Origin of the sequence: Pseudomonas putida (genome assembly GCF_028682635.1) — a bacterium.
In the GTDB taxonomy this organism is placed as follows: Bacteria; Pseudomonadota; Gammaproteobacteria; order Pseudomonadales; family Pseudomonadaceae; genus Aquipseudomonas; species Aquipseudomonas putida_AE.
The window spans coordinates 46595-72838 of the sequence record NZ_JANHLK010000024.1 but is presented as its reverse complement, the minus strand read 5'-3'; the positions used below and the strand labels follow the sequence as shown (position 1 = coordinate 72838).

At 61.4% G+C, this 26244-nt stretch carries 22 protein-coding genes and 1 pseudogene; 17 read left to right on the top strand and 6 right to left on the bottom strand.

Going from position 1 to position 26244, the window contains the following annotated elements; genetic code table 11:
- The first annotated feature begins 58 nt into the window (after nucleotides 1-58).
- Genes NPS56_RS24335 through pepN form a run of 6 tightly spaced genes read left to right on the top strand, consistent with a single transcriptional unit; the run spans nucleotide 59 to nucleotide 6576 of the window.
- Complete coding sequence (locus NPS56_RS24335) at nucleotides 59-949, top strand: NAD(+) kinase (protein ID WP_274077001.1); 891 nt, start codon at nucleotides 59-61, stop codon at nucleotides 947-949.
- Nucleotides 949-1920 (top strand): metallophosphoesterase, encoded by a 972-nt coding sequence (locus tag NPS56_RS24330; protein ID WP_274077000.1) that lies wholly within the window; start codon nucleotides 949-951, stop codon nucleotides 1918-1920. The genes NPS56_RS24335 and NPS56_RS24330 overlap by 1 nt, the downstream gene beginning before the upstream one ends.
- On the top strand, nucleotides 1917-2786 hold the full coding sequence (locus NPS56_RS24325) for a rhomboid family intramembrane serine protease (protein WP_274076999.1): 870 nt from the start codon (nucleotides 1917-1919) through the stop codon (nucleotides 2784-2786). Before NPS56_RS24330 ends, NPS56_RS24325 begins: the two co-directional genes overlap by 4 nt.
- A gap of 34 nt (nucleotides 2787-2820) precedes the next feature.
- Nucleotides 2821-3081, top strand: coding sequence for a YeaC family protein (locus NPS56_RS24320; protein ID WP_274076998.1), 261 nt, complete (start codon nucleotides 2821-2823; stop codon nucleotides 3079-3081).
- Nucleotides 3078-3908, top strand: a complete 831-nt coding sequence (locus tag NPS56_RS24315; protein ID WP_274076997.1) for a DUF2797 domain-containing protein — start codon at nucleotides 3078-3080, stop codon at nucleotides 3906-3908. Before NPS56_RS24320 ends, NPS56_RS24315 begins: the two co-directional genes overlap by 4 nt.
- A 10-nt stretch (nucleotides 3909-3918) precedes the next feature.
- Complete coding sequence (pepN, locus tag NPS56_RS24310; protein WP_274076996.1) at nucleotides 3919-6576, top strand: aminopeptidase N; 2658 nt, start codon at nucleotides 3919-3921, stop codon at nucleotides 6574-6576.
- Nucleotides 6577-6718: 142 nt separating this feature from the next.
- On the opposite strand, the pseudogene NPS56_RS24305 reads toward pepN, so the two are convergent.
- A pseudogene (locus NPS56_RS24305) lies at nucleotides 6719-6838 on the bottom strand (outer membrane lipoprotein carrier protein LolA); the annotation flags it as partial.
- 289 nt (nucleotides 6839-7127) lie between these two features.
- On the opposite strand from NPS56_RS24305, the gene NPS56_RS24300 reads away from it, so the two are divergent.
- Both NPS56_RS24300 and NPS56_RS24295 read left to right on the top strand, forming a co-directional pair.
- Nucleotides 7128-8180: a WD40/YVTN/BNR-like repeat-containing protein gene (locus NPS56_RS24300; protein ID WP_274076995.1), complete on the top strand. Its 1053-nt coding sequence runs from the start codon at nucleotides 7128-7130 to the stop codon at nucleotides 8178-8180.
- 28 nt (nucleotides 8181-8208) lie between these two features.
- Nucleotides 8209-10593, top strand: a complete 2385-nt coding sequence (locus tag NPS56_RS24295) for an efflux RND transporter permease subunit (protein WP_274076994.1) — start codon at nucleotides 8209-8211, stop codon at nucleotides 10591-10593.
- 114 nt (nucleotides 10594-10707) lie between these two features.
- Here the strand turns inward: NPS56_RS24295 and NPS56_RS24290 are convergent, their stop codons facing one another.
- Nucleotides 10708-11427 (bottom strand): FadR/GntR family transcriptional regulator, encoded by a 720-nt coding sequence (locus NPS56_RS24290; protein ID WP_274077023.1) that lies wholly within the window; start codon nucleotides 11425-11427, stop codon nucleotides 10708-10710.
- 201 nt (nucleotides 11428-11628) lie between these two features.
- A complete protein-coding gene (locus NPS56_RS24285) occupies nucleotides 11629-13365 on the bottom strand; it encodes an IlvD/Edd family dehydratase (protein WP_274076993.1) in 1737 nt (578 codons plus the stop codon).
- A gap of 193 nt (nucleotides 13366-13558) precedes the next feature.
- Between NPS56_RS24285 and NPS56_RS24280 the strand changes: the two genes are divergently transcribed.
- From NPS56_RS24280 to NPS56_RS24240, 9 genes are all read left to right on the top strand, one after another.
- Nucleotides 13559-14881 carry an MFS transporter gene (locus tag NPS56_RS24280; protein ID WP_274076992.1) on the top strand — a complete coding sequence of 441 codons (1323 nt, stop codon included), beginning with the start codon at nucleotides 13559-13561 and terminating at the stop codon, nucleotides 14879-14881.
- 156 nt (nucleotides 14882-15037) lie between these two features.
- Complete coding sequence (araD1, locus tag NPS56_RS24275) at nucleotides 15038-16030, top strand: AraD1 family protein (RefSeq protein WP_274076991.1); 993 nt, start codon at nucleotides 15038-15040, stop codon at nucleotides 16028-16030.
- 10 nt (nucleotides 16031-16040) lie between these two features.
- The gene (locus tag NPS56_RS24270; RefSeq protein ID WP_425313647.1) at nucleotides 16041-17615 is read left to right on the top strand and encodes an aldehyde dehydrogenase (NADP(+)); all 1575 of its coding nucleotides are present in this window, start codon (nucleotides 16041-16043) and stop codon (nucleotides 17613-17615) included.
- A 122-nt stretch (nucleotides 17616-17737) separates the two neighbouring features.
- Nucleotides 17738-18076, top strand: a complete 339-nt coding sequence (locus NPS56_RS24265; RefSeq protein WP_274076989.1) for a DUF5629 family protein — start codon at nucleotides 17738-17740, stop codon at nucleotides 18074-18076.
- Nucleotides 18069-19238 (top strand): lactonase family protein, encoded by a 1170-nt coding sequence (locus tag NPS56_RS24260; RefSeq protein WP_274076988.1) that lies wholly within the window; start codon nucleotides 18069-18071, stop codon nucleotides 19236-19238. Before NPS56_RS24265 ends, NPS56_RS24260 begins: the two co-directional genes overlap by 8 nt.
- Before the next feature lie 156 nt (nucleotides 19239-19394).
- On the top strand, nucleotides 19395-19574 hold the full coding sequence (locus NPS56_RS24255) for a hypothetical protein (RefSeq protein WP_018926171.1): 180 nt from the start codon (nucleotides 19395-19397) through the stop codon (nucleotides 19572-19574).
- A 200-nt stretch (nucleotides 19575-19774) separates the two neighbouring features.
- A complete protein-coding gene (locus tag NPS56_RS24250; RefSeq protein ID WP_274076987.1) occupies nucleotides 19775-19900 on the top strand; it encodes a hypothetical protein in 126 nt (41 codons plus the stop codon).
- 115 nt (nucleotides 19901-20015) lie between these two features.
- Complete coding sequence (locus NPS56_RS24245; RefSeq protein WP_274076986.1) at nucleotides 20016-20228, top strand: hypothetical protein; 213 nt, start codon at nucleotides 20016-20018, stop codon at nucleotides 20226-20228.
- Nucleotides 20225-20482, top strand: coding sequence for a hypothetical protein (locus NPS56_RS24240; protein ID WP_274076985.1), 258 nt, complete (start codon nucleotides 20225-20227; stop codon nucleotides 20480-20482). Before NPS56_RS24245 ends, NPS56_RS24240 begins: the two co-directional genes overlap by 4 nt.
- 11 nt (nucleotides 20483-20493) lie before the next feature.
- On the opposite strand, the gene NPS56_RS24235 is transcribed toward NPS56_RS24240, so the two are convergent.
- From NPS56_RS24235 to NPS56_RS24225, 3 genes are read right to left on the bottom strand one after another with little or no spacing between them, the layout of a single operon-like run.
- Nucleotides 20494-21090 (bottom strand): glutathione S-transferase, encoded by a 597-nt coding sequence (locus NPS56_RS24235; protein ID WP_274076984.1) that lies wholly within the window; start codon nucleotides 21088-21090, stop codon nucleotides 20494-20496.
- Nucleotides 21087-24728, bottom strand: a complete 3642-nt coding sequence (locus tag NPS56_RS24230) for an AAA family ATPase (RefSeq protein WP_274076983.1) — start codon at nucleotides 24726-24728, stop codon at nucleotides 21087-21089. Before NPS56_RS24230 ends, NPS56_RS24235 begins: the two co-directional genes overlap by 4 nt.
- Entirely contained in the window at nucleotides 24725-25969 is a 1245-nt protein-coding gene (locus tag NPS56_RS24225) for an exonuclease SbcCD subunit D C-terminal domain-containing protein (protein ID WP_274076982.1), read from the bottom strand. The genes NPS56_RS24230 and NPS56_RS24225 overlap by 4 nt, the downstream gene beginning before the upstream one ends.
- Nucleotides 25970-26244 lie beyond the last annotated feature (275 nt).

Here is a 26244-nt window from a genome sequence, read left to right as displayed (position 1 = left end):
CTATCCCGTGCTTTCGCCCATAATCGTGCTTTTCGCCGTCACAGAGCTTAGGGGCCCCATGGAGCAATTTCGCAATATCGGCATCATCGGTCGCCTGGGCAGTTCCCAGGTGCTGGATACCGTACGCCGACTGAAACGTTTTCTGCTCGATCGTCACCTGCACGTGATCCTCGAAGACACCATTGCCGAAGTCCTGCCGGGCCACGGTTTGCAAACCTCGTCGCGCAAGATGCTCGGTGAGGTCTGCGACATGGTCATCGTGGTGGGCGGTGATGGCAGCCTGCTGGGCGCGGCACGTGCCCTGGCCAAGCACAATATCCCGGTGCTTGGCATCAACCGCGGCAGCCTGGGGTTTCTCACCGACATCCGCCCCGATGAGCTGGAAACCAAGGTCGCCGAAGTGCTTGACGGCCACTATCTGGTGGAAAACCGCTTTCTGCTGCAGGCCGAAGTTCGCCGCCACGCCGAAGCCATTGGCCAGGGCGATGCCCTGAACGATGTGGTGCTGCACCCCGGCAAATCGACACGCATGATCGAGTTCGAACTGTACATCGACGGCCAGTTCGTCTGCAGCCAGAAAGCCGACGGCCTGATCGTCGCCACGCCCACCGGTTCCACGGCCTATGCGCTCTCGGCCGGTGGCCCGATCATGCATCCCAAGCTCGACGCTATTGTGATTGTGCCGATGTACCCCCATACCTTGTCAGGCCGGCCGATTGTGGTCGATGGCAACAGTGAGCTGAAAATCGTCGTGTCCAAGGATATGCAGATTTACCCGCAAGTCTCGTGTGACGGGCAGAACCACTTTACCTGTGCGCCCGGCGACACCATCACCGTGAGCAAAAAGGCGCAGAAGTTGCGGCTGATCCACCCGCTCGATCACAACTACTATGAAGTGTGCCGGACCAAGCTCGGCTGGGGCAGCCGGTTGGGTGGTGGAGGCGATTGATGCTCGATCCCGCGCGTAGCTACGACCTGATCGGTGACGTGCACGGTTGCGCTCTGACCCTTGAGCACTTGCTCGACCGGCTCGGTTACCACAAGCAAGCGGGCGTCTGGCGCCATGCCTCGCGCATGGCGGTGTTCGTCGGCGACATCATCGACCGCGGTCCGCGGATTCGCGAGGCGCTGCACATCGTCCATGACATGGTCGAGGCCGGCCAGGCGCTGTGCATCATGGGCAACCACGAATTCAATGCCCTGGGCTGGGTCACCCCGGCGCTGCCTGGCAGCGGCAAGCAGTTCGTGCGCGAACACACCCCGCGCCATGCGCGCCTGCTGCACGAGACCCTGACCCAGTTCGAACACCATCCGGCGGACTGGCATGACTTCCAGCAGTGGTTCTATGAACTGCCGCTGTTCGTCGATGCCGGACGCTTCCGGGTGGTGCATGCCTGTTGGGACGCCGGCTTGATCGAGCCGCTGCGGGCCTTGTTCCCCGATGGCTGTGTCGATGAGCACTTCCTCCAGTCCTCGGCCGTGCCCGGCAGTTTCGCCTGCACCGTGTTCGACCGCCTGTTGCGCGGCACCGACATGCGCCTGCCCCATGGCCTGACCATGACCAGCGGCGACGGCCTGACCCGCGCGTTCTTCCGCACCAAATTCTGGGAAGAGGATCCGCAAACCTACGGAGACATCGTGTTCCAACCCGACGCCTTGCCCGACCCGGTGGCCCGCACGCCACTGTCGTCCACCGAGAAAAACACGCTGTTGCGCTACGGCATCGACGAACCGTTGCTGTTCGTCGGCCATTACTGGCGCAGCGGCAAACCGGCACCGATTCGTCCGAACCTGGCGTGCCTGGACTACAGTGCGGTGCTCTACGGAAAACTGGTGGCCTATCGCCTGGACCAGGAAACCCGGCTCGATCCGCACAAGTTTGTCTGGGTCGATGTCGAGCGACCGGAGGTGCTGCAATGAGCAAGATTGCAGTCTTGCGCCTGCCGCTGGCGGTGGACCTGAGCGGTTTCGTCAAGTTGCTGCAACGCATGCAGGTGCCGCATCGGGTCAGCGAGGAAGCGGGCGAGCAGGTGCTGTGGGTGCCGGAAAACATCAGCCACGACGTGCGGGTGCTGTACGAACGTTATCCCGAGGGCGATCCGGAGCAGAAGCTCGACATTCCGGTGGCACAGACGATGCGACGGCCGAACTTCGCCGACCAGCTACGCCATGGCAAAGCCACTGCCACGGTGCTGCTGCTGAGCCTGATCGTCGGCGCGCTGACGCTGCTGGGCGATAACCTGACTACATTGCGCTGGCTGACCTTTCTCGATTTTCGCGTGGTCGGCGAGTACATCCATTTCGTGCCATTGGCCGACAGCCTGGCGGCGGGGCAGTGGTGGCGCCTGGTGACACCGATGCTGATCCACTTCGGCATCCTGCACCTGGCCATGAACGGCATGTGGTATTGGGAGCTGGGGCGGCGCATCGAGTCGCGTCAGGGCAGTGTCAACCTCATTGGCCTGACCTTGCTGTTCAGCCTCGTGTCCAACTATGCCCAGTATGTTTTCAGCGGCCCGACCCTGTTTGGCGGCTTGTCCGGCGTGCTGTACGGCCTGCTCGGGCACTGCTGGATCTTTCAGGTCCTGTCGCCGAACAGCGCCTATCGCCTGCCCCGCGGGGTGTTGGCGATGATGCTGATATGGTTGCTGCTGTGCCTGTCCGGGCTGGTCTCGATGATCGGCTTCGGCGAAATTGCCAACGCGGCCCACGTCGGCGGGTTGCTCGTCGGATGCTTGACCGGCTTGTTGGGTGGTTTGTACAACCGCCGTAAACTGGCCGCCTAAAACTGTTATGTGATTCAAAGAGCGCGGAGACCCAATGTCCTCTTTCAACGAAATGATCAAGAACATCACCCCGGACATCTACCAGAGCCTGAAACTGGCGGTGGAAATCGGTAAATGGTCCGACGGTGGCAAGCTCACCGCCGAACAACGCGAACTGTCGTTGCAGGCGATGATCGCCTGGGAAGTCAAGAACCTGCCTGAAGAAGAGCGTACTGGCTACATGGGCCCGCAGGAATGCAGCTCCAAGTCGATTCAAGTGCCCAATATCCTGTTCAAGTCGGATGCCATCCATTGATCGAGATTGGCCGCGGTGCAATCAGTAAAATGTCGGCGCGCCTGGACGGGCCGAACGTGCAATATGCGTTTCGCCTGGGCGACGTCGAGGTTCCGGTCAATCCGTTGATCGGCACCACGGTGCGCCTGGAATACCTGGGGGCGATTCACTGCACCCATTGCGGACGCAAGACCAAGACCAGTTTCAGCCAGGGTTACTGCTACCCGTGCATGACCAAGCTGGCCCAGTGCGACGTGTGCATCATGAGCCCGGAACGCTGCCATTTCGACGCCGGCACCTGCCGGGAGCCGGAGTGGGGCCAGACGTTCTGCATGACCGATCACATCGTGTACCTGTCGAATTCCTCCGGGGTCAAGGTCGGGATCACCCGCGCCACCCAGTTGCCGACCCGCTGGATCGACCAGGGCGCCAGTCAGGCCTTGCCGATCATGCGCGTCGCGACCCGCCAGCAATCAGGCTTCGTCGAAGACCTGTTCCGCAGCCAGGTCGCCGACAAGACCAACTGGCGCGCCTTGCTCAAGGGCGATGCGGTGTCGGTGGACCTGCCGCAGATCCGTGACCAGTTGTTCGACAGCTGCGCCGAGGGTCTGCAAGGACTGCAGGAACGATTCGGCCTGCAGGCGATCCAGACGATTGCCGACGTCGAACCGCTGGAAATCCGCTTTCCGGTCGAGCAGTATCCGGCGAAGATCGTCAGCTTCAACCTGGACAAGAACCCGATTGCCGAAGGCACGCTGATGGGGATCAAGGGTCAGTACCTGATCTTCGATACCGGCGTGATCAACATTCGTAAATACACGGCTTATCAGCTCGCCGTGCATAGTTAAGGACTCCAGCATGCGCACCGAACAACCGAAGATGATCTACCTCAAGGACTATCAGGCGCCCGAGTACCTGATCGACGAAACGCACCTGACCTTCGAGTTGTTCGAGGACCACAGCCTGGTCCATGCGCAACTGGTGATGCGCCGCAACCCCGAGCGAGGCCCGGGGTTGCCGCCGCTGGTGCTGGATGGCCAGCAGCTGGAATTGCTGTCGGTCACCTTGGCCGACCAGGAGCTTTCTGCAGCCCAGTACCAGCTGACCGAAAATCACCTGACCCTGCAGCCGACCAGCACCACGTTCACGGTCGACACCAGCGTGCGCATCCACCCGGAAACCAATACTGCGCTGGAAGGCCTGTACAAGTCCGGCACGATGTTCTGCACCCAGTGCGAGGCCGAGGGCTTCCGCAAGATCACCTATTACCTCGACCGCCCGGACGTGATGAGCACGTTCACCACCACGGTGGTCGCCGAGCAGCACAGCTATCCGGTGCTGCTGTCCAACGGCAACCCGATTGCCTCGGGGCCTGGTGAAGACGGCCGGCACTGGGCGACCTGGGAAGACCCGTTCAAGAAGCCGGCCTACCTGTTTGCGCTGGTGGCCGGTGATTTGTGGTGCGTCGAAGACAGCTTCACCACCATGAGCCAGCGCTCCGTGGCGCTGCGCATTTATGTCGAGCCGGAAAACATCGACAAGTGCCAGCACGCCATGAACAGCCTGAAGAAGTCCATGCGCTGGGACGAAGAGGTCTACGGTCGCGAGTACGACCTGGACATTTTCATGATCGTCGCCGTGAACGACTTCAACATGGGCGCCATGGAGAACAAGGGGCTCAACATCTTCAACTCCAGCGCCGTGCTGGCCAAGGCCGAAACCGCCACCGACGCCGCGCACCAGCGGGTCGAGGCGATCGTAGCCCACGAATACTTCCACAACTGGTCGGGCAACCGCGTGACCTGCCGCGACTGGTTCCAGTTGTCGCTCAAGGAAGGTTTCACCGTGTTCCGCGATTCCGGCTTCTCCGCCGACATGAACTCGGCCACGGTCAAGCGTATCCAGGACGTGGCGTACCTGCGTACTCACCAGTTCGCCGAAGATGCCGGTCCCATGGCCCACGCGGTGCGTCCAGACAGCTTCATCGAAATCTCCAACTTCTACACCCTGACCGTGTACGAAAAGGGTTCGGAAGTGGTCGGCATGATCCACACCCTGCTGGGCGCCGAAGGCTTCCGTAAAGGCAGCGACCTGTACTTCGAGCGCCATGACGGCCAGGCCGTGACCTGCGATGACTTCATCAAGGCCATGGAAGATGCCAACGGCGTCGACCTGTCCCAGTTCAAGCGCTGGTACAGCCAGGCCGGTACCCCGCGCCTGGTGGTGAGCGAGTCCTACGACGCCGCGGCGAAAACCTACAGCCTGACCTTCCGCCAGAGCTGCCCGGCAACGCCGGACAAGATGGAAAAACTGCCGTTCGTGATTCCGGTCGAACTCGGTCTGCTCGATAGCCAGGGCGGTGAAATGGCCCTGCGTCTTGCCGGTGAAGCGGCGGCGCAAGGCACTTCCCGAGTGATCTCGGTGACCGAAGCCGAGCAGACGTTCACCTTCGTCGACATCGCCGAACAGCCGCTGCCGTCGCTGCTGCGTGGTTTCTCGGCGCCGGTGAAACTGAGCTTCCCGTACAACCGTGACCAACTGATGTTCCTGATGCAGCACGACAGCGACGGCTTCAATCGTTGGGATGCGGGTCAGCAACTGTCGGTGCAGGTGCTGCAGGAACTGATCGCCCAGCAGCAGAAGGGCGAGGCGCTGGTGCTCGATCAGCGTCTGGTTTCGGCCTTGCGTACCGTGCTGTCGGATGAGTCGCTGGACCAGGCGATGGTCGCCGAAATGCTCTCGCTGCCAAGCGAAGCCTACCTGACCGAAATCAGTGAAGTTGCCGATGTCGAGGCGATTCATACCGCCCGCGAGTTTGCCCGCAAGCAACTGGCCGATGCGTTGTTCGAAGGCCTGTGGCTGCGTTACCAGGCCAACCGCGACCTGTCCAAGCAGACCCCCTACGTGGCCGAAGCCGAGCATTTCGCCCGTCGCGCATTGCAGAACATTGCGCTGTCGTACCTGATGCTCAGCGGCAAGCCTGAAGTGCTGGCGGCGACGCTGGAACAGTTCGAGGCCTGCGACAACATGACCGAACGCCTGACTGCGCTTGCCGTACTGGTCAACTCGCCATTCGAAGAACAGAAGGCCAAGGCCCTGGCCAGCTTCGCCGAGCACTTCAAGGACAACCCGTTGGTCATGGACCAGTGGTTCAGCGTCCAGGCCGGCAGTGTGCTGCCCGGTGGCCTGGATCGGGTCAAGGCATTGATGCAGCACCCGGCGTTCAACATCAAGAACCCGAACAAGGTGCGCGCACTGATCGGCGCGTTCGCCGGGCAGAACCTGATCAACTTCCATGCGGCGGATGGTTCCGGGTATCGCTTCCTGGCGGATCTGGTCATTGAGTTGAACGGCTTCAATCCGCAGATTGCGTCCCGGCAGTTGGCGCCTTTGACGCGCTGGCGCAAGTACGATGATGCTCGTCAGGCCTTGATGAAAGGTGAGCTGGAGCGGATTCGGGCTTCGGGGCAACTGTCCAGTGATGTGTTTGAGGTGGTCAGCAAAAGCCTGGCTTGAGGTTGGTCTTGCTCCCGCAGTGTTCCTCGGACCCTGCGGGGGCATATCTCCCGCAGATGTACGCCGATCAACCTGTAGGAGCTGGCTTGCCAGCGATGGCTGCCTTATAGGCGACCCATCTCCCACAGATGTACTGCGATCAAACTGAGGGAGCGAGCCTGCTCGCGAAAAGCCCGAGAGCGCCGTGGGGTGTCAGGCCTCCCGTGTCATCGTTGACCTCCATCGCGAGCAAGCTCGCTCCTACAGGTAAGAGCGAAACCATAAGTGTCCGTTACCTGAATAATGGATATGTACACCACCCCCCCAAAAAAAGCGCAATCACCCCACTTGATACCCAATCATTCAGAAATCCCCCATCCCCCTGCGGTTAACAAAACATAACGTGCCGTCGATTGTCAGCCCTTCAAGAACACCGATAGGATAAGCCAGCTTCCGAAGGGGCTCTGGATTGCGGGTTTCAAGACTATGCTTTGAAACAGGTCATCCCGCGAACACCCCTTACGGCGCCCTGAAAGGTTGAACGACCTAACAATAATAATGGGGGAAGGTCTATGAGTGAGCCTGTCATGGGTGTGGGTATCTGCCGCCCGCCGGCATTGCGCAAGTTCGCGTTGCTGGCTACAGCGCTCTCGCTGTTGGGCTGTGCCGTGTGGTCGGCACCGGTGCTGGCCGCTGATGCGCCGGCATCCGACGTTGTTTATTCCGTTGAATCGGCCAAGGCCAGCAAAAGCCTGGTGCTCGATGTCGTGCACGCCGGCAAGCGCCTGGTGGCGGTCGGGGATCGCGGGCACATTCTTTATTCCGATGACCAGGGCGCGACCTGGACCCAGGCCAAGGTGCCAACCCGGCAGCTGCTGACCTCGGTGTTCTTTGTCGATGACAAGCACGGCTGGGCCGTCGGTCATGACGCGCAGATCCTCGCCAGCGAGGACGGCGGTAGTACCTGGACCAAGCAATTCGAAGATCTCAAACGCGAATCGCCGCTGCTCGACGTCTGGTTCCAGGACGCCAGCAACGGCTTTGCCGTGGGTGCCTATGGGGCGCTGATGGCCACCATCGACGGCGGGAAAAACTGGGAAGACGTCAGCGATCGCCTGGACAACGAAGACCAGTTCCACCTCAACGCCATCACCGCAGTCAAGGATGCCGGGCTGTTCATCGTCGGCGAGCAGGGCAGCATGTTCCGCTCCGCCGATTGGGGCCAGACCTGGGAAAAGCTCGAAGGCCCGTATGAAGGTTCGCTGTTCGGTGTGATTGGCACCGCGCAACCCAACACGCTGTTGGCCTATGGCCTGCGCGGCAATCTGTACCGCTCCACCGATTTCGGCAGCAACTGGGAAAAAGTCGAGCTCAAGGCTGAGCGCGGTGACCTGGAGTTCGGTCTGTCCGGCGCGACCTTGCTTGACGATGGTTCGATCGTGATCGTTGGCAACGGCGGATCGGTGATCAGCAGCAGCGACAACGGTGAAACCTTCAGCGTGTTCAACCGTCGCGATCGTATCTCGCTGTCGTCGGTGGTCGCCGCAGGCAATGGCAATCTGATTCTGGCTGGACAGGGCGGCGTTCGCGCCACTTCGCCAAACGGCGCAGAGCTGGGCAAATGAGCCGGGTTAATAATAAGAAGGCGCAGCTATGACTTCCTTAAGCACACCTCATCAGGACAAGGCGACGTTTCTTGAGCGCCTGATCTTCAACAACCGCCCGGCAGTCATCACGATCTGCCTGCTGGTGAGTATTTTCCTGTTCTGGCAGGCGACGCTGATCCGGCCGTCCACCAGCTTTGAAAAAATGATCCCGCTCGAGCATCCATTCATTCAAAAGATGATGGAGCACCGCAACGATCTGGCAAACCTGGGCAACACCGTACGCATTTCCGTGGAAGCCACTGACGGCGACATCTTCTCCAAGGAGTACATGGAGACTCTGCGCCAGATCAACGACGAGGTGTTCTACATCTCCGGCGTCGATCGCTCCGGCCTCAAGTCTCTGTGGAGTCCGAGCATTCGCTGGACGGAAGTGACGGAGGAGGGTTTCGCTGGCGGTGAAGTGATCCCGCAGAGCTACAACGGCTCCCAGCAAAGCCTCGACCTGTTGCGCAACAACGTGCTCAAGTCCGGGCAGGTCGGGCGGTTGGTGGCCAACGACTTCAAATCGAGCATCGTCGACATCCCGCTGCTGGAGTCCTACCCGGACCCGCAGGACCAGGGCAAGCTGCTGGCGCTGGACTACCGCCAGTTTTCCCATGAGCTTGAAGACAAGATCCGCGACAAGTTCGAAGCACAGAACCCGAACGTGAAGATCCACATCGTCGGTTTCGCCAAGAAAGTCGGCGACCTGATCGACGGCCTGGTGATGGTGGTGATGTTCTTCGGCATCGCCTTCGTCATCACCCTGATCCTCCTGCTGTGGTTCACCAACTGCCTGCGCAGTACCGTTGCCGTGTTGAGCACGACGCTGGTGGCGGTGATCTGGCAGCTGGGGTTGATGCACTTCTTCGGCTTCGGGCTCGACCCGTACTCGATGCTGGTGCCGTTCCTGATCTTCGCCATCGGTATTTCCCATGGTGTGCAGAAGATCAACGGTATCGCCCTGCAATCGAGCGAGGCGGAAAACGCCCTGACTGCCGCGCGACGTACGTTCCGCCAACTGTTCCTGCCGGGGATGATCGCGATCCTCGCCGATGCCGTGGGCTTCATCACGCTGCTGATCATCGACATCGGTGTGATTCGCGAGCTGGCCATCGGCGCTTCCATCGGTGTGGCAGTGATCGTGTTCACCAACCTGATCCTGTTGCCGGTGGCGATTTCCTACGTTGGCATCAGCAAGCGCGCGGTCGAACGCAGCAAGAAAGACGCGGTGCGTGAACATCCGTTCTGGCGCCTGCTGTCGAACTTTGCCAGCGCCAAAGTTGCACCGGTGTCCATTCTCCTGGCGCTGGTCGCCTTCGGTGGCGGCCTGTGGTACAGCCAGAACCTGAAAATCGGTGACCTCGACCAGGGTGCGCCGGAGCTGCGCCCGGACTCGCGCTACAACAAGGACAACAACTTCATCATCAGCAACTACTCCACCAGTTCCGACGTGTTGGTGGTGATGGTCAAGACCAAGTCCGAAGGCTGCTCGCGCTACGAAGCCATGGCGCCGATCGACGAGCTGATGTGGAAGATGCAGAACACCGAGGGTGTGCAGTCGGCGATTTCCCTGGTGACCGTGTCCAAGCAGATGATCAAGGGCATGAACGAGGGCAACCTGAAATGGGAAACCCTGTCGCGTAACCCGGACGTGTTGAACAACTCCATCGCCCGTGCCGATGGCCTGTACAACAACAGCTGTTCATTGGCGCCGGTGCTGGTGTTCCTCAACGATCACAAGGCCGAAACCCTGGATCGCGCGGTGCATGCGGTGCAGGACTTCGCCAAGGAGCACAACACCGAGAACTTGGAGTTCATCCTGGCGGCCGGTAACGCGGGGATCGAGGCGGCTACCAACGAAGTGATCAAGAAGTCCGAGCTGACCATCCTGATCCTGGTGTATATCTGCGTCGCGGTCATGTGCATGATCACCTTCCGTTCCTGGGCGGCGACCCTGTGCATCGTGTTGCCACTGGTCCTGACGTCGGTGCTGGGCAACGCCCTGATGGCCTTCATGGGCATCGGCGTGAAAGTCGCGACGCTGCCGGTGGTTGCGCTGGGTGTGGGGATTGGCGTGGATTACGGCATCTACATCTACAGCCGCCTGGAAAGCTTCCTGCGTGCGGGCCTGCCGTTGCAGGAGGCGTACTACCAGACGCTGAAATCCACCGGCAAGGCTGTGCTGTTCACCGGTTTGTGCCTGGCGATCGGCGTGTGCACCTGGATCTTCTCGGCCATCAAGTTCCAGGCTGACATGGGCCTGATGCTGACCTTCATGCTGCTGTGGAACATGTTCGGTGCATTGTGGCTGCTGCCGGCACTGGCGCGGTTCCTGATCAAGCCGGAGAAGCTGGCGGGGCAGAAGGGCAATTCGCTGTTTGCTCACTGATCCAGGGCCAGAAACACAAAAGCCGTAGCCTCAGGGTTGCGGCTTTTTTACATCTAAAATTCACACCAGACCCCTGTAGGAGCTGGCAAGCCAGCTCCTACAGGGGATCGCGTTTTATGAGGGATCGCTGCCTAGCACCACATTCAACGCACTGCGCGCATCATCGAGCTGCACCAGCGTCGCATGCCGCGCGCCCAACGCATCGCGGTTCTCGATCGCCGTGAGTATCGCCTTGTGCCGTGGCAGCGCCAGTTCATGCAGGTTCGGCCGCTGGTTGGAATGCTTCAATGCTTCGGCAATCGCCACCGACAGCATATTGCACAGGTTGGCCAGCAAGTCGTTGTGGGTGGCGTCTGCAATTCGGCTGTGGAAATCCAGGTCCGGTTGCAGCAGGGCTTCGGGCGTCGGCGCGGCCTCCATGCGTTGGTAGGCTTCACCGATGGAGGCGATATCCGCGTCGGTGGCGAACTGCGCGGCGAGGGCGGCGGCGGCCGGTTCGATGATGCTGCGCACACTGGTCAGCAGTTCGAAGAACTGGTTCTGCGGGCTGCTTTGCATCAGCCAATGCAGGACGTCCGGGTCGAGCATGTGCCATTCCTTGCGCGGCTTGACCACGGTGCCGACCCGCGGACGGGAATACACCAGGCCTTTGGCGACCAGGACCCGGGTGGCTTCGCGCAACACTGGCCGGCTGACGGCATATTCCTCACAGAGCAGGGCTTCGGCGGGCAGTTTGTCGTCCGGCAGGAAACGTCCGGAGACGATCTGCATGCCCAGTTCCTGGACGATGCGCGAGTGCATGCTTTTGCGGTCGGAGGGTTTGCGGTAATCCATGGGGAACGGCGCGGTCCTGGGCGATGGAGATGCCGGCATGATAACAGGCGTGGGGAGTGACGGTCGCTAGCACCGGGTTTTGACTGGCGCAGAACGACTGTAGGAGCTGGCTTGCCAGCGAAGAGGCCCTGACAGCAAACATTAGGGTTGACTGTCAGGCCGCCTTCGCTGGCAAGCCAGCTCCTACAGGGGGCGGTGGTGTCAGTGAGAATGACGCGGCACTTCGGCCCCACGGCAACCGACCAGGAAGTCAAAGTCGCAACCCTGATCCGCCTGCAACACATGGTCGATGTACAGCTGACGGTAACCGCCCACCAGCAATTGCTGCGGTGGTTGCAAGTCAGCCATGCGCGCCGCCAGTTCAGCATCCGGAATATCCAGGTGCAACCGGCCGCTGGCGCAGTCCAGCTCGATCCAGTCACCTTCCTTCACCGCCGCCAAAGGCCCACCGGCTGCGGCTTCCGGTGCCACGTGCAGAACCACCGTGCCATACGCGGTACCGCTCATGCGTGCATCGGAAATGCGCACCATGTCGGTCACGCCTTGGGCCAGCAGCTTGGCCGGCAGGCCCATGTTGCCGACTTCAGCCATGCCCGGATAACCCTTGGGCCCGCAGTTTTTCATGACCAGGATCGAATTGGCATCCACGTCCAGTTCCGGGTCGTTAATGCGCGCCTTGTACATGTCGAAGTTCTCGAACACCACCGCACGCCCGCGGTGGTGCATCAGCTCGGCACTGGCGGCGGAGGGCTTGAGCACCGCGCCCAGTGGTGCCAGGTTGCCGCGCAGTACACAGATCCCGCCGTCGGCGCGGATCGGGTTGTCGAGGGTACGGATCACTTCGTCCTCGCCATAGATCGGCGCGTCCCTGGTGTTCTCGCCGATGGACTTGCCGTTGACGGTCAAGGCGTTCGGGTTCGGGATCAGGTTGGCTTCGCCGAGACGGCGTAGTACCGCTGGCAAGCCACCGGCGTAGTAGAACTCTTCCATCAGGAAACGTCCGGACGGTTGCAGGTCGACGATGGTCGGCATGCCGCGACCGATGCGGGTCCAGTCGTCCAGGTCCAGCTCCACGCCGATGCGACCGGCGATGGCCTTGAGGTGAATTACCGCGTTGGTCGAACCGCCAATGGCGGCGTTGACCCGGATGGCGTTTTCGAAAGCTTCCTTGGTCAGGATCTTCGACAGCTTCAAATCCTCCCGGACCATTTCCACGGCACGCATGCCGGACATGTGCGCCAACACATAACGTCGCGCATCGACAGCGGGAATCGCCGCGTTGTGGGGCAGGGAAGTGCCCAGTGCTTCGGCCATGCAGGCCATGGTCGATGCGGTACCCATGGTGTTGCAGGTACCGGCCGAGCGGGACATGCCGCCCTCGGCCGCAAGGAAGTCATCGATGGTGATGGTGCCGGCCTTGACCTGTTCGCTGAGCTGCCAGACCACGGTACCCGAACCGATGTCCTTGCCTTTGTGCTTGCCGTTGAGCATCGGCCCGCCGGTGACGACTATCGCCGGCACGTCGCAGCTGGCCGCACCCATCAGCAAGGCCGGGGTGGTCTTGTCACAACCGGTCAGCAGCACCACGCCGTCGATGGGGTTGCCGCGAATCGCTTCTTCGACGTCCATGCTCGCCAGGTTGCGGGTGAGCATGGCGGTCGGGCGCAGGTTGGATTCACCGTTGGAGAACACCGGGAACTCCACCGGGAAGCCCCCGGCCTCGATCACTCCGCGCTTGACGTGTTCCGCGATCTGGCGGAAATGCGCGTTGCAGGGGGTCAGTTCCGACCAGGTGTTGCAGATGCCGATGATCGGCTTGCCATGGAACTGGTGGTCGGCGATGCCCTGATTCTTCATCCAGCTGCGATACATGAAGCCGTTCTTGTCGGCGGTGCCAAACCATTGGGCGGAGCGCAGGGTGGGTTTCTTATCAGACATGATCGATTCTCTTATTGTATGACTATATTGTTCGAGCTGAAGCGTAACATAAGCGCAAATTCGTCTGTTTGGAAGTGTTGTTGGGTAAATAGTAATACTATATAGTCGTTTTCAGCGGAGGGATGGCCCTGACGGTTTGCCGTGAGAGGCGTCCCCCGAGGTTCTATAACAACAACAATCGGAGACCGATCTCATGAGCCAGGAACTGCGGCTGATACGTCGCATCACGCTGAAACTGATTCCTTTCCTGATCCTGCTGTACCTGATCGCCTATGTGGATCGCTCCGCCGTAGGTTTCGCCAAGCTGCACATGGGCGCCGACATCGGCCTGGGCGATGCGGCGTACGGGCTGGGCGCAGGGCTGTTCTTCATTGGCTATTTCCTCCTGGAAATCCCCAGCAACCTGATGCTTGACCGCTTTGGCGCGCGGCGCTGGTTCGCGCGGATCATGGTCACCTGGGGCGCCATCACCATCGGCATGGCATTCGTCCAGGGGCCGAACAGCTTCTACCTGATGCGCTTTCTGCTCGGCGCGGCGGAAGCCGGGTTCTTTCCAGGCGTCCTGTACTACATCACCCAGTGGTTCCCGGTACGCCATCGCGGCAAGATCCTGGGCCTGTTCATCCTGTCCCAACCCATCGCGATGATGATCACCGGACCTATATCCGGTGGTTTGCTCGGCATGGAAGGGGTGTTCGGCCTGCATGGCTGGCAGTGGCTGTTCATCGTCATCGGCACCCCGGCGATCCTGCTGACCTGGCCGGTGCTGCGCTGGCTGCCGGATGGTCCGCAACAGGTGAAATGGATGGACCAGGCGGAGAAGGACTGGCTCAGTGGCGAGCTGAAAAAGGACCTGGAGCAGTATGGCCAGACCCGTCACGGCAATCCGCTACACGCCCTGAAGGACAAACGCGTGTTGCTGCTGGCGCTGTTCTACCTGCCGGTGACCCTGAGCATCTATGGCCTGGGCCTGTGGCTGCCGACCTTGATCAAGCAGTTCGGCGGCACTGATCTGGTGACCGGGTTCGTGTCATCGGTGCCGTACATCTTCGGGATCGTTGGTTTGCTGATCATCCCGCGCAGCTCCGATCGATTGAATGATCGGTATGGCCACCTGGCCGCTCTGTACGTGCTCGGTGCCATCGGCCTGTTCTTCAGTGCCTGGCTCTCGGTGCCGGTGTTGCAACTGGCGGCGCTGTGCCTGGTGGCGTTCTCGCTGTTTTCCTGCACGGCGATTTTCTGGACCTTGCCCGGTCGCTTCTTTGCCGGCGCGAGCGCGGCGGCGGGCATTGCCCTGATCAACTCGGTGGGCAACCTCGGCGGCTACATCGGCCCGTTCGTGATCGGCGCGCTCAAGGAGTACACCGGCAACCTCGCGTCGGGGCTGTATTTCCTGTCCTGCGTGATGCTGTTCGGCCTGGTGTTGACCGGCGTGGTGTATCGCCTGCTGGAGCGCAAGCATGTGTTGCCGGTGGATGAGTTTGCCGCCAGTGCGCGTGGGGCTACCCGTACCTGACACAAAAATCTGGCAATCACCCCTACCCCTGTAGGAGCTGGCTTGCCAGCGATGGCGATCTATCTGACACATTGACGGTGAATGTGCCGCCGCTTTCGCTGGCAAGCCAGCTCCTACAGGGGGGGGGCGGTGTTTTCAAGTAAATGGAGAATATTCATGCGTTTGGTTCAGTTCGAATTGAGTAACGGCGAACGCCGCGTAGGCGTGGTCGAGGAAGGTCTGGTCCGTGAAGTGCAAGACGCCCGCACGGTGCGCGACCTGGCCCTGGCGGCGATCGAGGCGGGGTGCAATCTTGAGCAGCAGGTGCAGAGCCTCGGGTTGGGCATCAGCCATGACTACGCCGAGCTGCTGGCGCAACTGCGCATCCTGGCGCCGCTGGATCACCCGGACCCGGCGCATATGCTGGTCAGTGGCACCGGCCTGACTCACCTGGGCAGCGCGTCGGCCCGGGACAAGATGCACCAGCAGGCCGGTGATGAAGCTTCGATGACCGACACCATGCGCATCTTCAAGTGGGGCGTGGAGGGTGGCAAACCCGCGGCAGGCCAGGCGGGCGTGCAGCCGGAGTGGTTCTACAAGGGCGACGGCAGCATTGTCGTACGCCCGGGCCAGCCGTTCCCGCTGCCACCCTTTGCCGAAGACGCCGGTGAAGAGCCTGAACTCAGCGGCCTCTACGTCATCGGTCACGACGGCAAGCCGTACCGCCTCGGTTTTGCCGTGGGCAACGAGTTTTCCGATCACGTCATGGAGCGCAAGAACTACCTGTACCTGGCCCACTCGAAACTGCGCAGTTGCAGCTATGGACCGGAGCTGCGGGTGGGCGAGCTGCCGCAACACCTGGCCGGTACCAGCCGTATCCTGCGCGATGGCCAGGTGCTGTGGCAGAACGAGTTCCTCAGCGGTGAGGCCAACATGTGCCACAGCCTGGCCAACCTCGAGTTCCACCATTTCAAGTACAGCCAGTTCCTGCGTCCGGGCGATGTGCACATCCACTTCTTCGGCACCGCGACCCTGTCTTTTGCCGATGGCATCCGCACGCAACCGGGCGATGTGTTCGAGATCAGCCAGGAAGAATTTGGCGCGCCTTTGATCAATGGCATCGCTCCCGTCGATGCGGCTTTCGAACCCGGCACCGTCGGCTCACTTTAAGGAGTTACCTATGATCCTTGGTCACAACTACATCGGCGGCCAGCGCAGTGCGTTGGGCAGCGTGACATTGCACAGCGTCGACGCCGAAACCGGCGAGGCGTTGCCCCATGCTTTCATCCAGGCCACCCCGGAAGAAGTCGATGCCGCCGCCAAGGCTGCCGCTGCAGCGTACCCGGCTTATCGCACCTTGAGTGCAGAGCGGCGCGCACAATTTCTCGACGCTATCGCCGATGAACTGGATGCGCTGGGGGATGAGTTCGTAAGCGTGGTGTGCCGCGAAACCGCGCTGCCTGCCGCACGGATTATCGGTGAGCGTGGCCGCACCAGCGGCCAGATGCGCCTGTTCGCCGCTGTGCTGCGGCGTGGCGACTTCTACGGCGCGCGCATCGACCAGGCCCTGCCTGAGCGTCAACCGTTGCCGCGTCCGGACCTGCGTCAGTACCGTATCGGGCTCGGACCGGTGGCGGTGTTCGGGGCCAGCAACTTTCCCTTGGCGTTCTCCACCGCCGGTGGCGACACCGCGTCGGCCCTGGCCGCCGGTTGCCCGGTGGTGTTCAAGGCCCATGGCGGCCACATGGCCACGGCCGAGCAGGTGGCCGATGCGATCATTCGCGCGGCACAGAAAACCGCGATGCCGGCCGGCGTGTTCAACATGATCTACGGCGGCGGGGTGGGTGAAGCGCTGGTCAAGCATCCGGCCATCCAGGCGGTGGGCTTTACCGGTTCGCTCAAGGGTGGTCGAGCCTTGAGCGACATGGCCGCCGCGCGTCCGCAACCGATCCCGGTGTTTGCCGAAATGTCCAGCATCAACCCGGTGATCGTGCTGCCCCAGGCGTTGCAGGCGCGCACGGAAACCATCGCCCGTGGCCTGTCGGCTTCGGTGGTCCAGGGTTGCGGCCAGTTCTGCACCAACCCTGGCCTGGTGATCGGCATCCGTTCGCCGCAGTTCACCGCCTTCCTCCAGCTACTGGCCGACATGATGGCCGACCAACCGGCGCAGACCATGCTCAACGCCGGGACCCTGGGCAGCTATGCCAAGGGCTTGCAAACATTGCTCGATCATCCTCGGATCGAACACCTGGCGGGCGATGCGCAACAGGGGCGGCAGGCGCAGCCGCAGCTGTTCAAGGCCGACGTCAACCTGCTGATCGATGGCGACGAGGTGCTGCAAGCGGAAGTGTTCGGCCCCACCACCGTGGTGGTCGAAGTGGCGGATCAGGCACAACTGAGCGCCGCGCTGCACGGCCTGCATGGTCAGCTGACCGCGACCATCATCGGCGAGCAGGCGGATTTCGAGCAGTTCAGCGAGCTGACCGGGTTGCTGGAGCAGAAGGTCGGGCGAATCCTGCTCAATGGTTATCCCACCGGGGTGGAGGTGTGTGATTCGATGGTCCATGGCGGGCCGTATCCGGCGACGTCGGATGCGCGCGGCACGTCGGTGGGCACCCTGGCCATCGACCGTTTCCTGCGCCCGGTGTGTTTCCAGAACTACCCGGACAGTTTGCTGCCGGAGGCGCTGAAAAACAGCAATCCACTGGGTATCCAGCGCCTGGTGGATGGCCAACCGTCCCGCGAGGCGATCTAACAGCCAAATACGATTCCTTGTGGGAGCGGGCTTGCTCGCGAAGGCGGCCGACCAATCAATAAGGATGTCTCTGACCCATCGCTTTCGCGAGCAAGCCCGCTCCCACATTGGTATGAGGCGCAATGAGCTATCATTGCGTCTTTCCCATTCAAAGATTGACTGCCATGACTGCTGCAACCGACACCTTGCTCAACGCCCTCGAACACTGCGGGATGGTGGAAATCGACGGCTACCACGCCTTCGAGTTCTCCCTCGATGAAGACGACAACCTGCACATCGAATGCATGGACGGTCGAAATGCCCTGCACTGGGAATTCACTCCCGCGCAGATTCAGGCGGCAACGTTCGATGCGACCTTGCAAAGCTGGCTGATCAATGACAACAACGGCGAACACCGGCTGGTGTGCCTCGGCGACGTCGTCAGCGGTGACAACGACGACGATGATCAACAGGATGCGTAACCTCTGGCCGCTATTGATCGCCGGTAGCATCGGCGCGATGGGCGTGCAGGTGGCGGCCGCCGACGACTATCAATTGCTCGTGGGTTCCTACACGGCCGGCCAAAGCCAGGGCATCTATCGCCTGGCCTTCGACAGTGCCACCGGCCAGATCGACGCCAAGCCGCTACAGGTGATCAACAGCGAAAATCCGTCCTGGCTGACCCTGTCCAAGGACCAGCAGCGCCTGTTCGTGGTCAATGAAAATGGCCCGGGCCAGGCCGATCCGGTCGGGCGCGTGAGCAGTTATGCCATTGACCCCAAGACCCATGAGTTAAGCCTGATCAACCAGGTACAGAGCCTGGGCAACGAACCGACGCATTCGGGTCTCAGCCTTGATGCCAGCCACTTGTTCGTCAGCAACTACTCGGTATCTGAAGATCCGGGCGGCACCCTGGCGGTGTTGCCGCTGGCGGCCGATGGCACGCTCAAGCCTGTGGTGCAGATGAGCAGCCATCCGGCCAGCCGGGTCAATCCCGAGCGGCAGATGTCGGCGCATGTGCATTCGACGGTCTCCTCGCCTGATGGCAACTACGTGTTTTCCAACGACCTGGGGGCGGACAAGGTGTTTGTCTACCGCTTCGACCCCAAGGCCAATCCCGACTTGCCGTTGACCCCGGCGACTCCCTCGTTCGTTCAGTTGCCACCGGGCAGCGGGCCGCGCCATTTGCTGTTCAGTGCCGATGGCAAGCATGCCTGGCTGACCATGGAAATGAGCGCGCAAGTGGCGGTGTTTGATTACCGCGACGGCAAGCTGGAGCAAACCCAGATGGTCGACCTGGCTGCGGGTCAGCCGGTTTCGGACAAGGCCGCCGCGGCATTGCATGCCTCGAAGGACGGCAAGTTCCTCTATGTCAGCAACCGTGGCACCGCCAACCAGTTGCTGGTGTTCGCCATCGACCCAGCCACCGGCCACCTCAAGGAGCTGCAACGTCGCGCGGTAGAAGGCGACCATCCCCGGGAATTCAGCCTCGATCCGAGTGGCAAGTTCCTGCTGATCGCCAACCAGAAAAGCAACCGGATTGTCGTCGTCGAGCGCGATGCCAAGACTGGCTTGTTGGGTAAGACCGTGCAAAACCTGCCGATGGATGCCCCCAGTGACCTGAAATTCCTGGTGCGTCAATAGGCCGCAGGCCCCGGTTGATGGGGCCTGCATCCTTCTATCGATGAGCGTGATATGTGGAAGTGCTACAAAGCATTTCAAGCGGCTGACCCTCGAGGGTTAAGTTTGCTTCACGGCCCCACCGGCCAGGCAAGCCAACCGACTTCGAGGAACTCCCGCATGAACTTCAATCTCTTCTCCGTGATCGCCGCTTCCGCCATTTCCGCCACCGTTGCCCTGCCAGCCAGCGCCAACGTTGAAATCAGCGACAAAAAATCCCACACCCAAAGCTACACCCAGAAATACTTGCAACAGAGTGCGAACTTCTACGCCGCGCTGGACCACAAAAACCAGCACTGAAATTCCAGCCCTGCCGCCTTTATGCAGGAGCGAAGTCACTTGCCGATCAGAGCCCAGGCCGCGAAAGGCGTTGAAGTGATGTCGCTCCTGCATAACGCGTTTGCGACAAGCCATCCTGTAATGCTTGATATCAGGTGGCCATGCCTCTAAATTTGACGCTGATTTTTTGACTCCTCCTTCATCAGAAAAGGATTGCCAAAATGACCCTGCGTCTCGCCGTCGTACTGCTGTCCCTCTACTCGACCCCCATCCTGTCCGCTGCCGTACCCATTCCCGGCGAACCTGACGCTGCCCGCGAGCGCATGATGAGTTTTATTGAAGACTGAGATAGTCTGGGTTAATGATCAACGAAGTTGATATTTGCTATGCATCAGACTCGTTGGTTACCGGTGCTTTTTTGATTGATTCTGTGGACTCTGAAACATGTCCACGGAGTTCATCATGGCCAGCTCGATCATCACTTCTGCCAAACACGGCGCCTATGTGGCTATCGGTCTTTACCTGGTCATGGTGCTGGTCATCAGTCTTTCGCCGCAGTCACAGCAAAGCGTCGAACCGCCGATTCATGTCGCACACCCTGGCATCCAGTTTGAACATCGCGCACAGCAGGCGATGGTCGATCCGGCGGAACTGGCGGGAGTGGGCGGAGCATGAACCGTTGCAAACTTTTGGTCATCGCTTTCCTGGCCTTCATCACCAACGGATTTTCCTTGCTGGGGATAGGGCAAGGTTCGATAGGCGGCGTAGCCCGGGCCATTGAGGCCAACCACAACATTGCGCGCAACATCGAAACGGCAAAGGCCATGGGCATGCTGGCCGGCAATCCGCCGATCAAGTCCGAGGAAAGTTTTTTCGGACCGTTCCAGGTGGATTGCTCGGCCATTGGCATGTGTGAAGTGTTGGCGTAACAGAGGGGGGGCTATTTCTTCATGATCGATGTGAACAAATCGGACTCCAGAAACCGCTGCAGCCACGCCTGCAGACGTCGATAGGGCGTTTGCGCGAACCACTCGCGGTCGACATGGGCGAATTGCCGTATGAACGGCATCAGCGCCACGTCGGCCAGGCTCGGGTGATCCGTGAGCAGGTAGTCGCGTCCCTCCAGTAACTCATCCAGTTTGCGCAGGAACACCTCGCCCTCGGCGCGATAGAACGCCATCGGTTGCTCAGGATAGCGCTCGGCGTACTTGTAGCGATTGAGGTGCACTTTGAAGTGCTGATCGTTCTCCTCGATCAACGCCTCGATGGCCAACTGTCCTTGCGGATCATCCTTGAGCAACCAGTCCTGCGGGTCATGGCGGGCGACGGCCCAGCGCATGATGTCCAGGCTTTCATCGATGACCTGGGCGTCCACGTCCAGCACCGGCACTGTGCCTTTGCTCGACAGTGCGAGCATCTCGGCGGGTTTGGCCTTGAGGCTGACTTCGACGATGTCCACGGGCACTTCGCAGTAGCGCAGCGCCATGCGTGCGCGCATGGCGTAGGGGCAGCGGCGGAATGAGTAGAGCGTGATCATTTCACCTCCAGGGTGCTCAGGCCGTTGCCCTGGCGGCGGACCTGGATCTGCACCGGAATCCGCTCATGCATTTCCTGCACATGGGAGATCACCGCGACCTTGCGCCCCTGGGCCTGCAGGCCGTCGAGGGCGTCCATCGCCAGTTGCAGGGACTCCGGGTCGAGGCTGCCGAAGCCTTCGTCGATGAACAGCGATTCGATTTTCAGCGTGCTCGAGGCCATCGATGCAAGTCCCAACGCCAGGGCCAGCGACACCAGGAAGGTCTCGCCACCGGACAACGAATGCACCGAACGCAGCTCGTCGCCCATCTCGGTGTCCATCACCAGCAAACCGAGCATGCTGCCGCCGCGTTTCAGGCGATAGCGCCGTACCAGTTGGCGCAATTGCACGTTGGCGTGGTGCACCAGCAGGTCGAGGTTGTAGGCCTGGGCGATCTTGCGGAAGGTGTCGCCGGTGGCCGAACCGATCAACGCGTTCAGGCGTGCCCAGCGCTGGTATTCGCTGTACGCGTCGGCGATCTGTTGCGCGAGGGCCTGATTGGCGTTCTGCCGGCGCTGATCCTCGGCCTGTTCGGCACGCAATTCGGCGCAGAGCTGCTCGCTGACGCCGAACTGGTTTTGTAACTCGGTAAGCGCGTTGGCGAGCTGTTCGTCATCGAGGTTGCCGTTGTGCTGCGCCTGATGATCGAGCAAGCGCTTGTCGCGCTCCTGTAGCAGGACATTGGCCTGTTCGATGGCTTTTTCGCTGTGCTGCAAGCGTTGGCGCAGTTCGCTGACATGGGCGTCGTCGACCCGCAGCAGGTCGTCAAGGCCAGCGTCATCCAGTTCCGGGTGGCGGGCGCGCCAGTCGGCGATTTTGTCGCCGAGCTCGCGCTGTTCGCTTTCCAGGGTGTGCAAACGCTCTTGCTGCGCCTTGAGTTCGGCGGCGATTCGCACGAGCTGCGTGAGTACGTTCTGCAGTTCCGTGGCCGTCGTGGTTTCGGCGTTGCGCGCCTGTTCCACGTCCTGCTCCAGCTGCTGCTGCCACTGTTCGGCACTGGCGTGGGAGGCGAGCAATTGTCCGAGCGCCTGCTGGCTCGCCTGTTGTTGCGCGGCCAGTGCATTGAACTGCTGCTCGGCGGTTTGCAATTGTTGCACACGGGTTTGCTGCCGATCCTGTTCCTTCTCCAGGTGTTGCTGACGCTGTTGCTGCTCGGCAAGTTCTTCCTTTTGCTGATCGAGTTGCGCCAGGCGCTCGGCGATCTGCCGATCGAGCTGCATGAAGGTCGCGGCGGGCTCGAGACGTAGCGCTTCCAGGGTGTCGGCTGGCAACAGGCTGGCAAACGCGCCGAGTTCTTCGTCCAGGCGCTGGCGGTCATTGCCCAGCTCACGCTGTTGATTGTCCAGATGCTGGGCCGCTTGCTGGTGCGCGGTTTCGGCGTGGCGCAATTGCTGGGTCAGGCGCGCGGCGTCCTGTTGCAGGGTGAGCAGGGCGGTTTGCCGTTGTTCGTCCTGGCTGATGCTCTGGTTCAACTGGGTGTTTTGCTGGCTGAGCCAGGCGCCGCGCTTGGCGTAGTCCTGATTGTGCAGGGCGGTGGCCAGCGGATGCGCTTCCAGGCTTGGCGCCAGGGCTTGTTGCTGGGTCGCCAAATGTTCCTGCTGTTGCAGCAGTTCTTTTTGCTGGGCGATCAGTCCGCCCACTTCCGCCCGCAGTTCGGTCAGCTTTTCCTTGAGCTGGTCGACCGCTTTTTGGGCCGTTGCCTGCTCGCTTTCATCATGGCGACCCAGGCTTTGCAACAGGGCTTCGGGTTGATGATAGGGATGCTCGTTGCTGCCGCAGACAGGGCAGGGCTGGTCATCCTGCAACTGCGCGCGCAGTTCCTCGACACTGGCGCTTCGGGCCAGGCGCTGGCGCTCCAGCAGCTCGCGGGTGACGGTCAGGGTCTGCTCGGCGACGGCGAGTTCAGCCTTGGCCTTTACCCCGTCCTGGGTCAGGCGCTCACGTTCCTGTTGCGCAGCGACCTGGCGTTGCTGCAACTCGGCGCCGCGCTTGTCCAGGTCCTGCTGGCTGTCCCACAGCCGCGTCAGGTCTTCGATGGCACGCAATTGCTTGCGGTTGTCCTGCAACAGGCTGCCGAGGATGCCGATCTGCTCGGCGACGGCGTCCGGTTCGGCGCCGGCCTCCTTGAACAGCACCTCCAGTTGCTGTTTCTGCGCAGTGAACGCCTGCGTGGTGCGCACGGCGTTCTGTTCGAGGTTGGCCAGTTCGGCCTGGCCCTTGTTCAGGCGATTGCCGATCAGCATCAGCTGTTGCAGGCGATCGCGGTAAGCGTTCCATGCCTCGCTCAAGGGCGCCAGATGTACGCTCTGTTCCAGCTCGGCCGCCATGCGCTGCAAGTGTTCGCCAGCCCGGGCCTGTTGCTCGTGCAAGGTTTGAATCGCGCTTTGGCCCTGGGTGCAGGCTTGCTCGGCGCTCTGTCTGGCTTCGGCGGCCAGGGCCGTGTCCTTCGCCAGGCGGGCGAGGGTGCTTTGTTCCTCGAAGGCCTGACGCAACAGCGGCGCACATTCGGTTTGCCGTTGTTGCGCTTCACCCAATGCGATCCGGGTCGTGCCAAGGGCCTGTTCCAGTAGCGCCTGACGCTCGCTGAGTTCGCCGTGCTGGCGGGTATGCTGGTCGATTTGCTCGGCCAAGGGCGTGAGTAACGCATCGACCTCGGACTTGCGGGCGAACTGGTGCCGTTGCGGGGCGAGCTGCTCCAGGCGCGTCAGCTGCACGCGCTCGCCGGCCAGGCTTTCCCAGGTTTGGCGGGCGCTGTGCAGTTGTTCGGCAGCAGCCAGTTGCGCGTCATGCAAACGGCGCAGTTCGCTGAGCCAGGTGTGCTGCAGTTCAAGCTGCTTGAGCTGCGCCTGCTGATGTCTAAGCTGCTGTTGCGCGGCCTGGAAGCGCTCGTCGAGCTCGGCGCGGGCCTCAGGCGCCAGGGGCGTGACGCCGCTGGCCTGATCCTGCAGCAATTTGTGGGCTTCGCGGGCTTCCTTGGTCTTGTCGAAGGCCCGCCGGCCCAGCCGGGTGTATAGCGCCGTGTCGGTGAGTTTTTCCAGGAGTTCGCTGCGGTCGTTGTCATCGGCCTTGAGGAAGGCGCTGAACTCGCTCTGCGCCAGCAGCACGGCCCGGGTGAACTGTTCGAAATTCAGGCCCAGTGCGGCTTCGAGCTGGGTCTTGTATTCACCTTTCTGGCTGGCCAGCAGTTGATCCTGATCGAGGTCGCGCAGGCTCTGGCGGCTGGCTTGCAGTTTGCCACCGGCCTTTTCCCGGGCGCGATTGGCTTCCCAGCGTGCGCGATAACGGCGGCCGTCGACGCCGACAAAATCCACTTCGGCATAACCTTCGCCAGTGCCGCGGCGCAACAGGGTGCGCGGGTCGCCGGTGCCGATTTCGCCATCGGCGTCCGGCACCTTGGCGTCGCGCCCGGTGTTGTTCAGCCGCGGCACGGCACCGAACAGGGCCAGGCACAACGCGTCGAGCAGGGTGCTCTTGCCGGCGCCGGTGGGGCCGGTGATGGCGAACAGTCCGGCGTTGGCCAGGGGTTCGGCGGTGAAGTCGATTTCAAACGGCCCGGCCAGTGAGGCGAGGTTTTTCAGGCGGATGGCGAGGATCTTCATGGCTGTTCGTCCTCCATCTGCACGTCTTGCAGCAGCTCGGCAAAGTCCTTTAGGGTTTGCTCATCGACCTCGCTGCCGTAGTTGTCCTGCCAGGCACGGCTGAACAGTTCATGGGGCGTGAGCTGGCCCAGTTCGATCAACCCGGCACCTTCATCGGCACCTTCACGGCTGCCGTTGCCGGCGTATTCGGCGGCGATGCGCACCAGGCGCACGGCCTTGCCTTCCAGGGCGCTTTCCACTTGATGGCGCAAGTCCGGTTGCGGCTCGTCGAGGCGTACCCGCACTTCCAGCCAGGGCTGGCGCTGGTAGTCGGCCAGCAGGTCGATGATCGGCAGGTCGGCCAGTTGCACAAGGATGTCGGCCAGGGGCGCAGGGCCGATACGTTGCAGGTTCACTGAGCGAGGAATCAGTTTCGGTTCGACGCTGACCAGGGTTTCGCCGTCGAGTGTGATGACGAGAACCTGATGCTGGTAGCCGATCTCCGAGAACGACAACGGAATGGGCGAGCCGCTGTAGCGAATGCGCTCCTCGCCGTTGACCTTCTGTGGCTTGTGCAAATGCCCCAGGGCGACGTAGCTGATGGTCGGTCCGAACAGGCTGGCGGGCAGCGCTTCGGCGTTGCCGATGATCAGGCTGCGTTCGGAGTCTTCCGACACCGAACCACCGGCCATGTGCGCATGGCTGATGGCGATCAGTGCCTGTCCGGTCTGCCGTTTGGCATTGGCCGCTTCAATCAGCCATTCGTGAACCTGGCCGATGCCGCGCAAATAGTTGTCGCCCAGATGGGCGCCGGTGACTTCGGCCGGGCGCAGGAACGGTAGCGCCAGGCACCAGGCAGCAATGTCGCCTTGGGCATTTGGCAGTGGCAGCAACAGGCGTTCGGCGTCCAGTTGCCCGTCATCCAGCCACAGCACGCGGCCCAGGGCATGGGTGCGCAAGCGGCGCATCAAGGGCGCGGGCAGTTCGATGCGTGAGCCGGAATCGTGGTTGCCGGCGATCATCACGATGGTCAGCAAGGGTTGCTGCTCATGGGCGCTGACGATGAAGTCGTAAAGGCGTTCCTGGGCTTTGACCGGCGGGTTGACCGTGTCGAAGATGTCGCCGGCGATCAGCAGCACATCCGGCTGATCCAGCTTGAGCTGGCGCAGCAGCCAGTCGAGAAAACAGCCGTGCTCGAAATCACGATCCTGGCCGTGCAGGTTCTGCCCGAGGTGCCAGTCGGAGGTGTGGAACAGACGCAAGGGCAACTCCGCTACAAAAAAGGTGATGGCCGCGAAGACAAATGATGGCGGCGAAAGGGGAGAGAGTTTACTGGCAAAAGACTGTTGTTGCAGAACACCTTTAAAGGTCAAGACGTCTGCATTCGGTGTTGAAAACCTGCGACCGTCTGTCCCCACTGTCAGATCTGTCAGTAGGCGCCAGGGCGAGCCGGGTATTCAATGGATTCGAGCATGGAGCCTTACAGTGCAAGCGACAGGGTGTGCTTTCCAATAGAAGGGAGGCGAGGCAGGTCGGA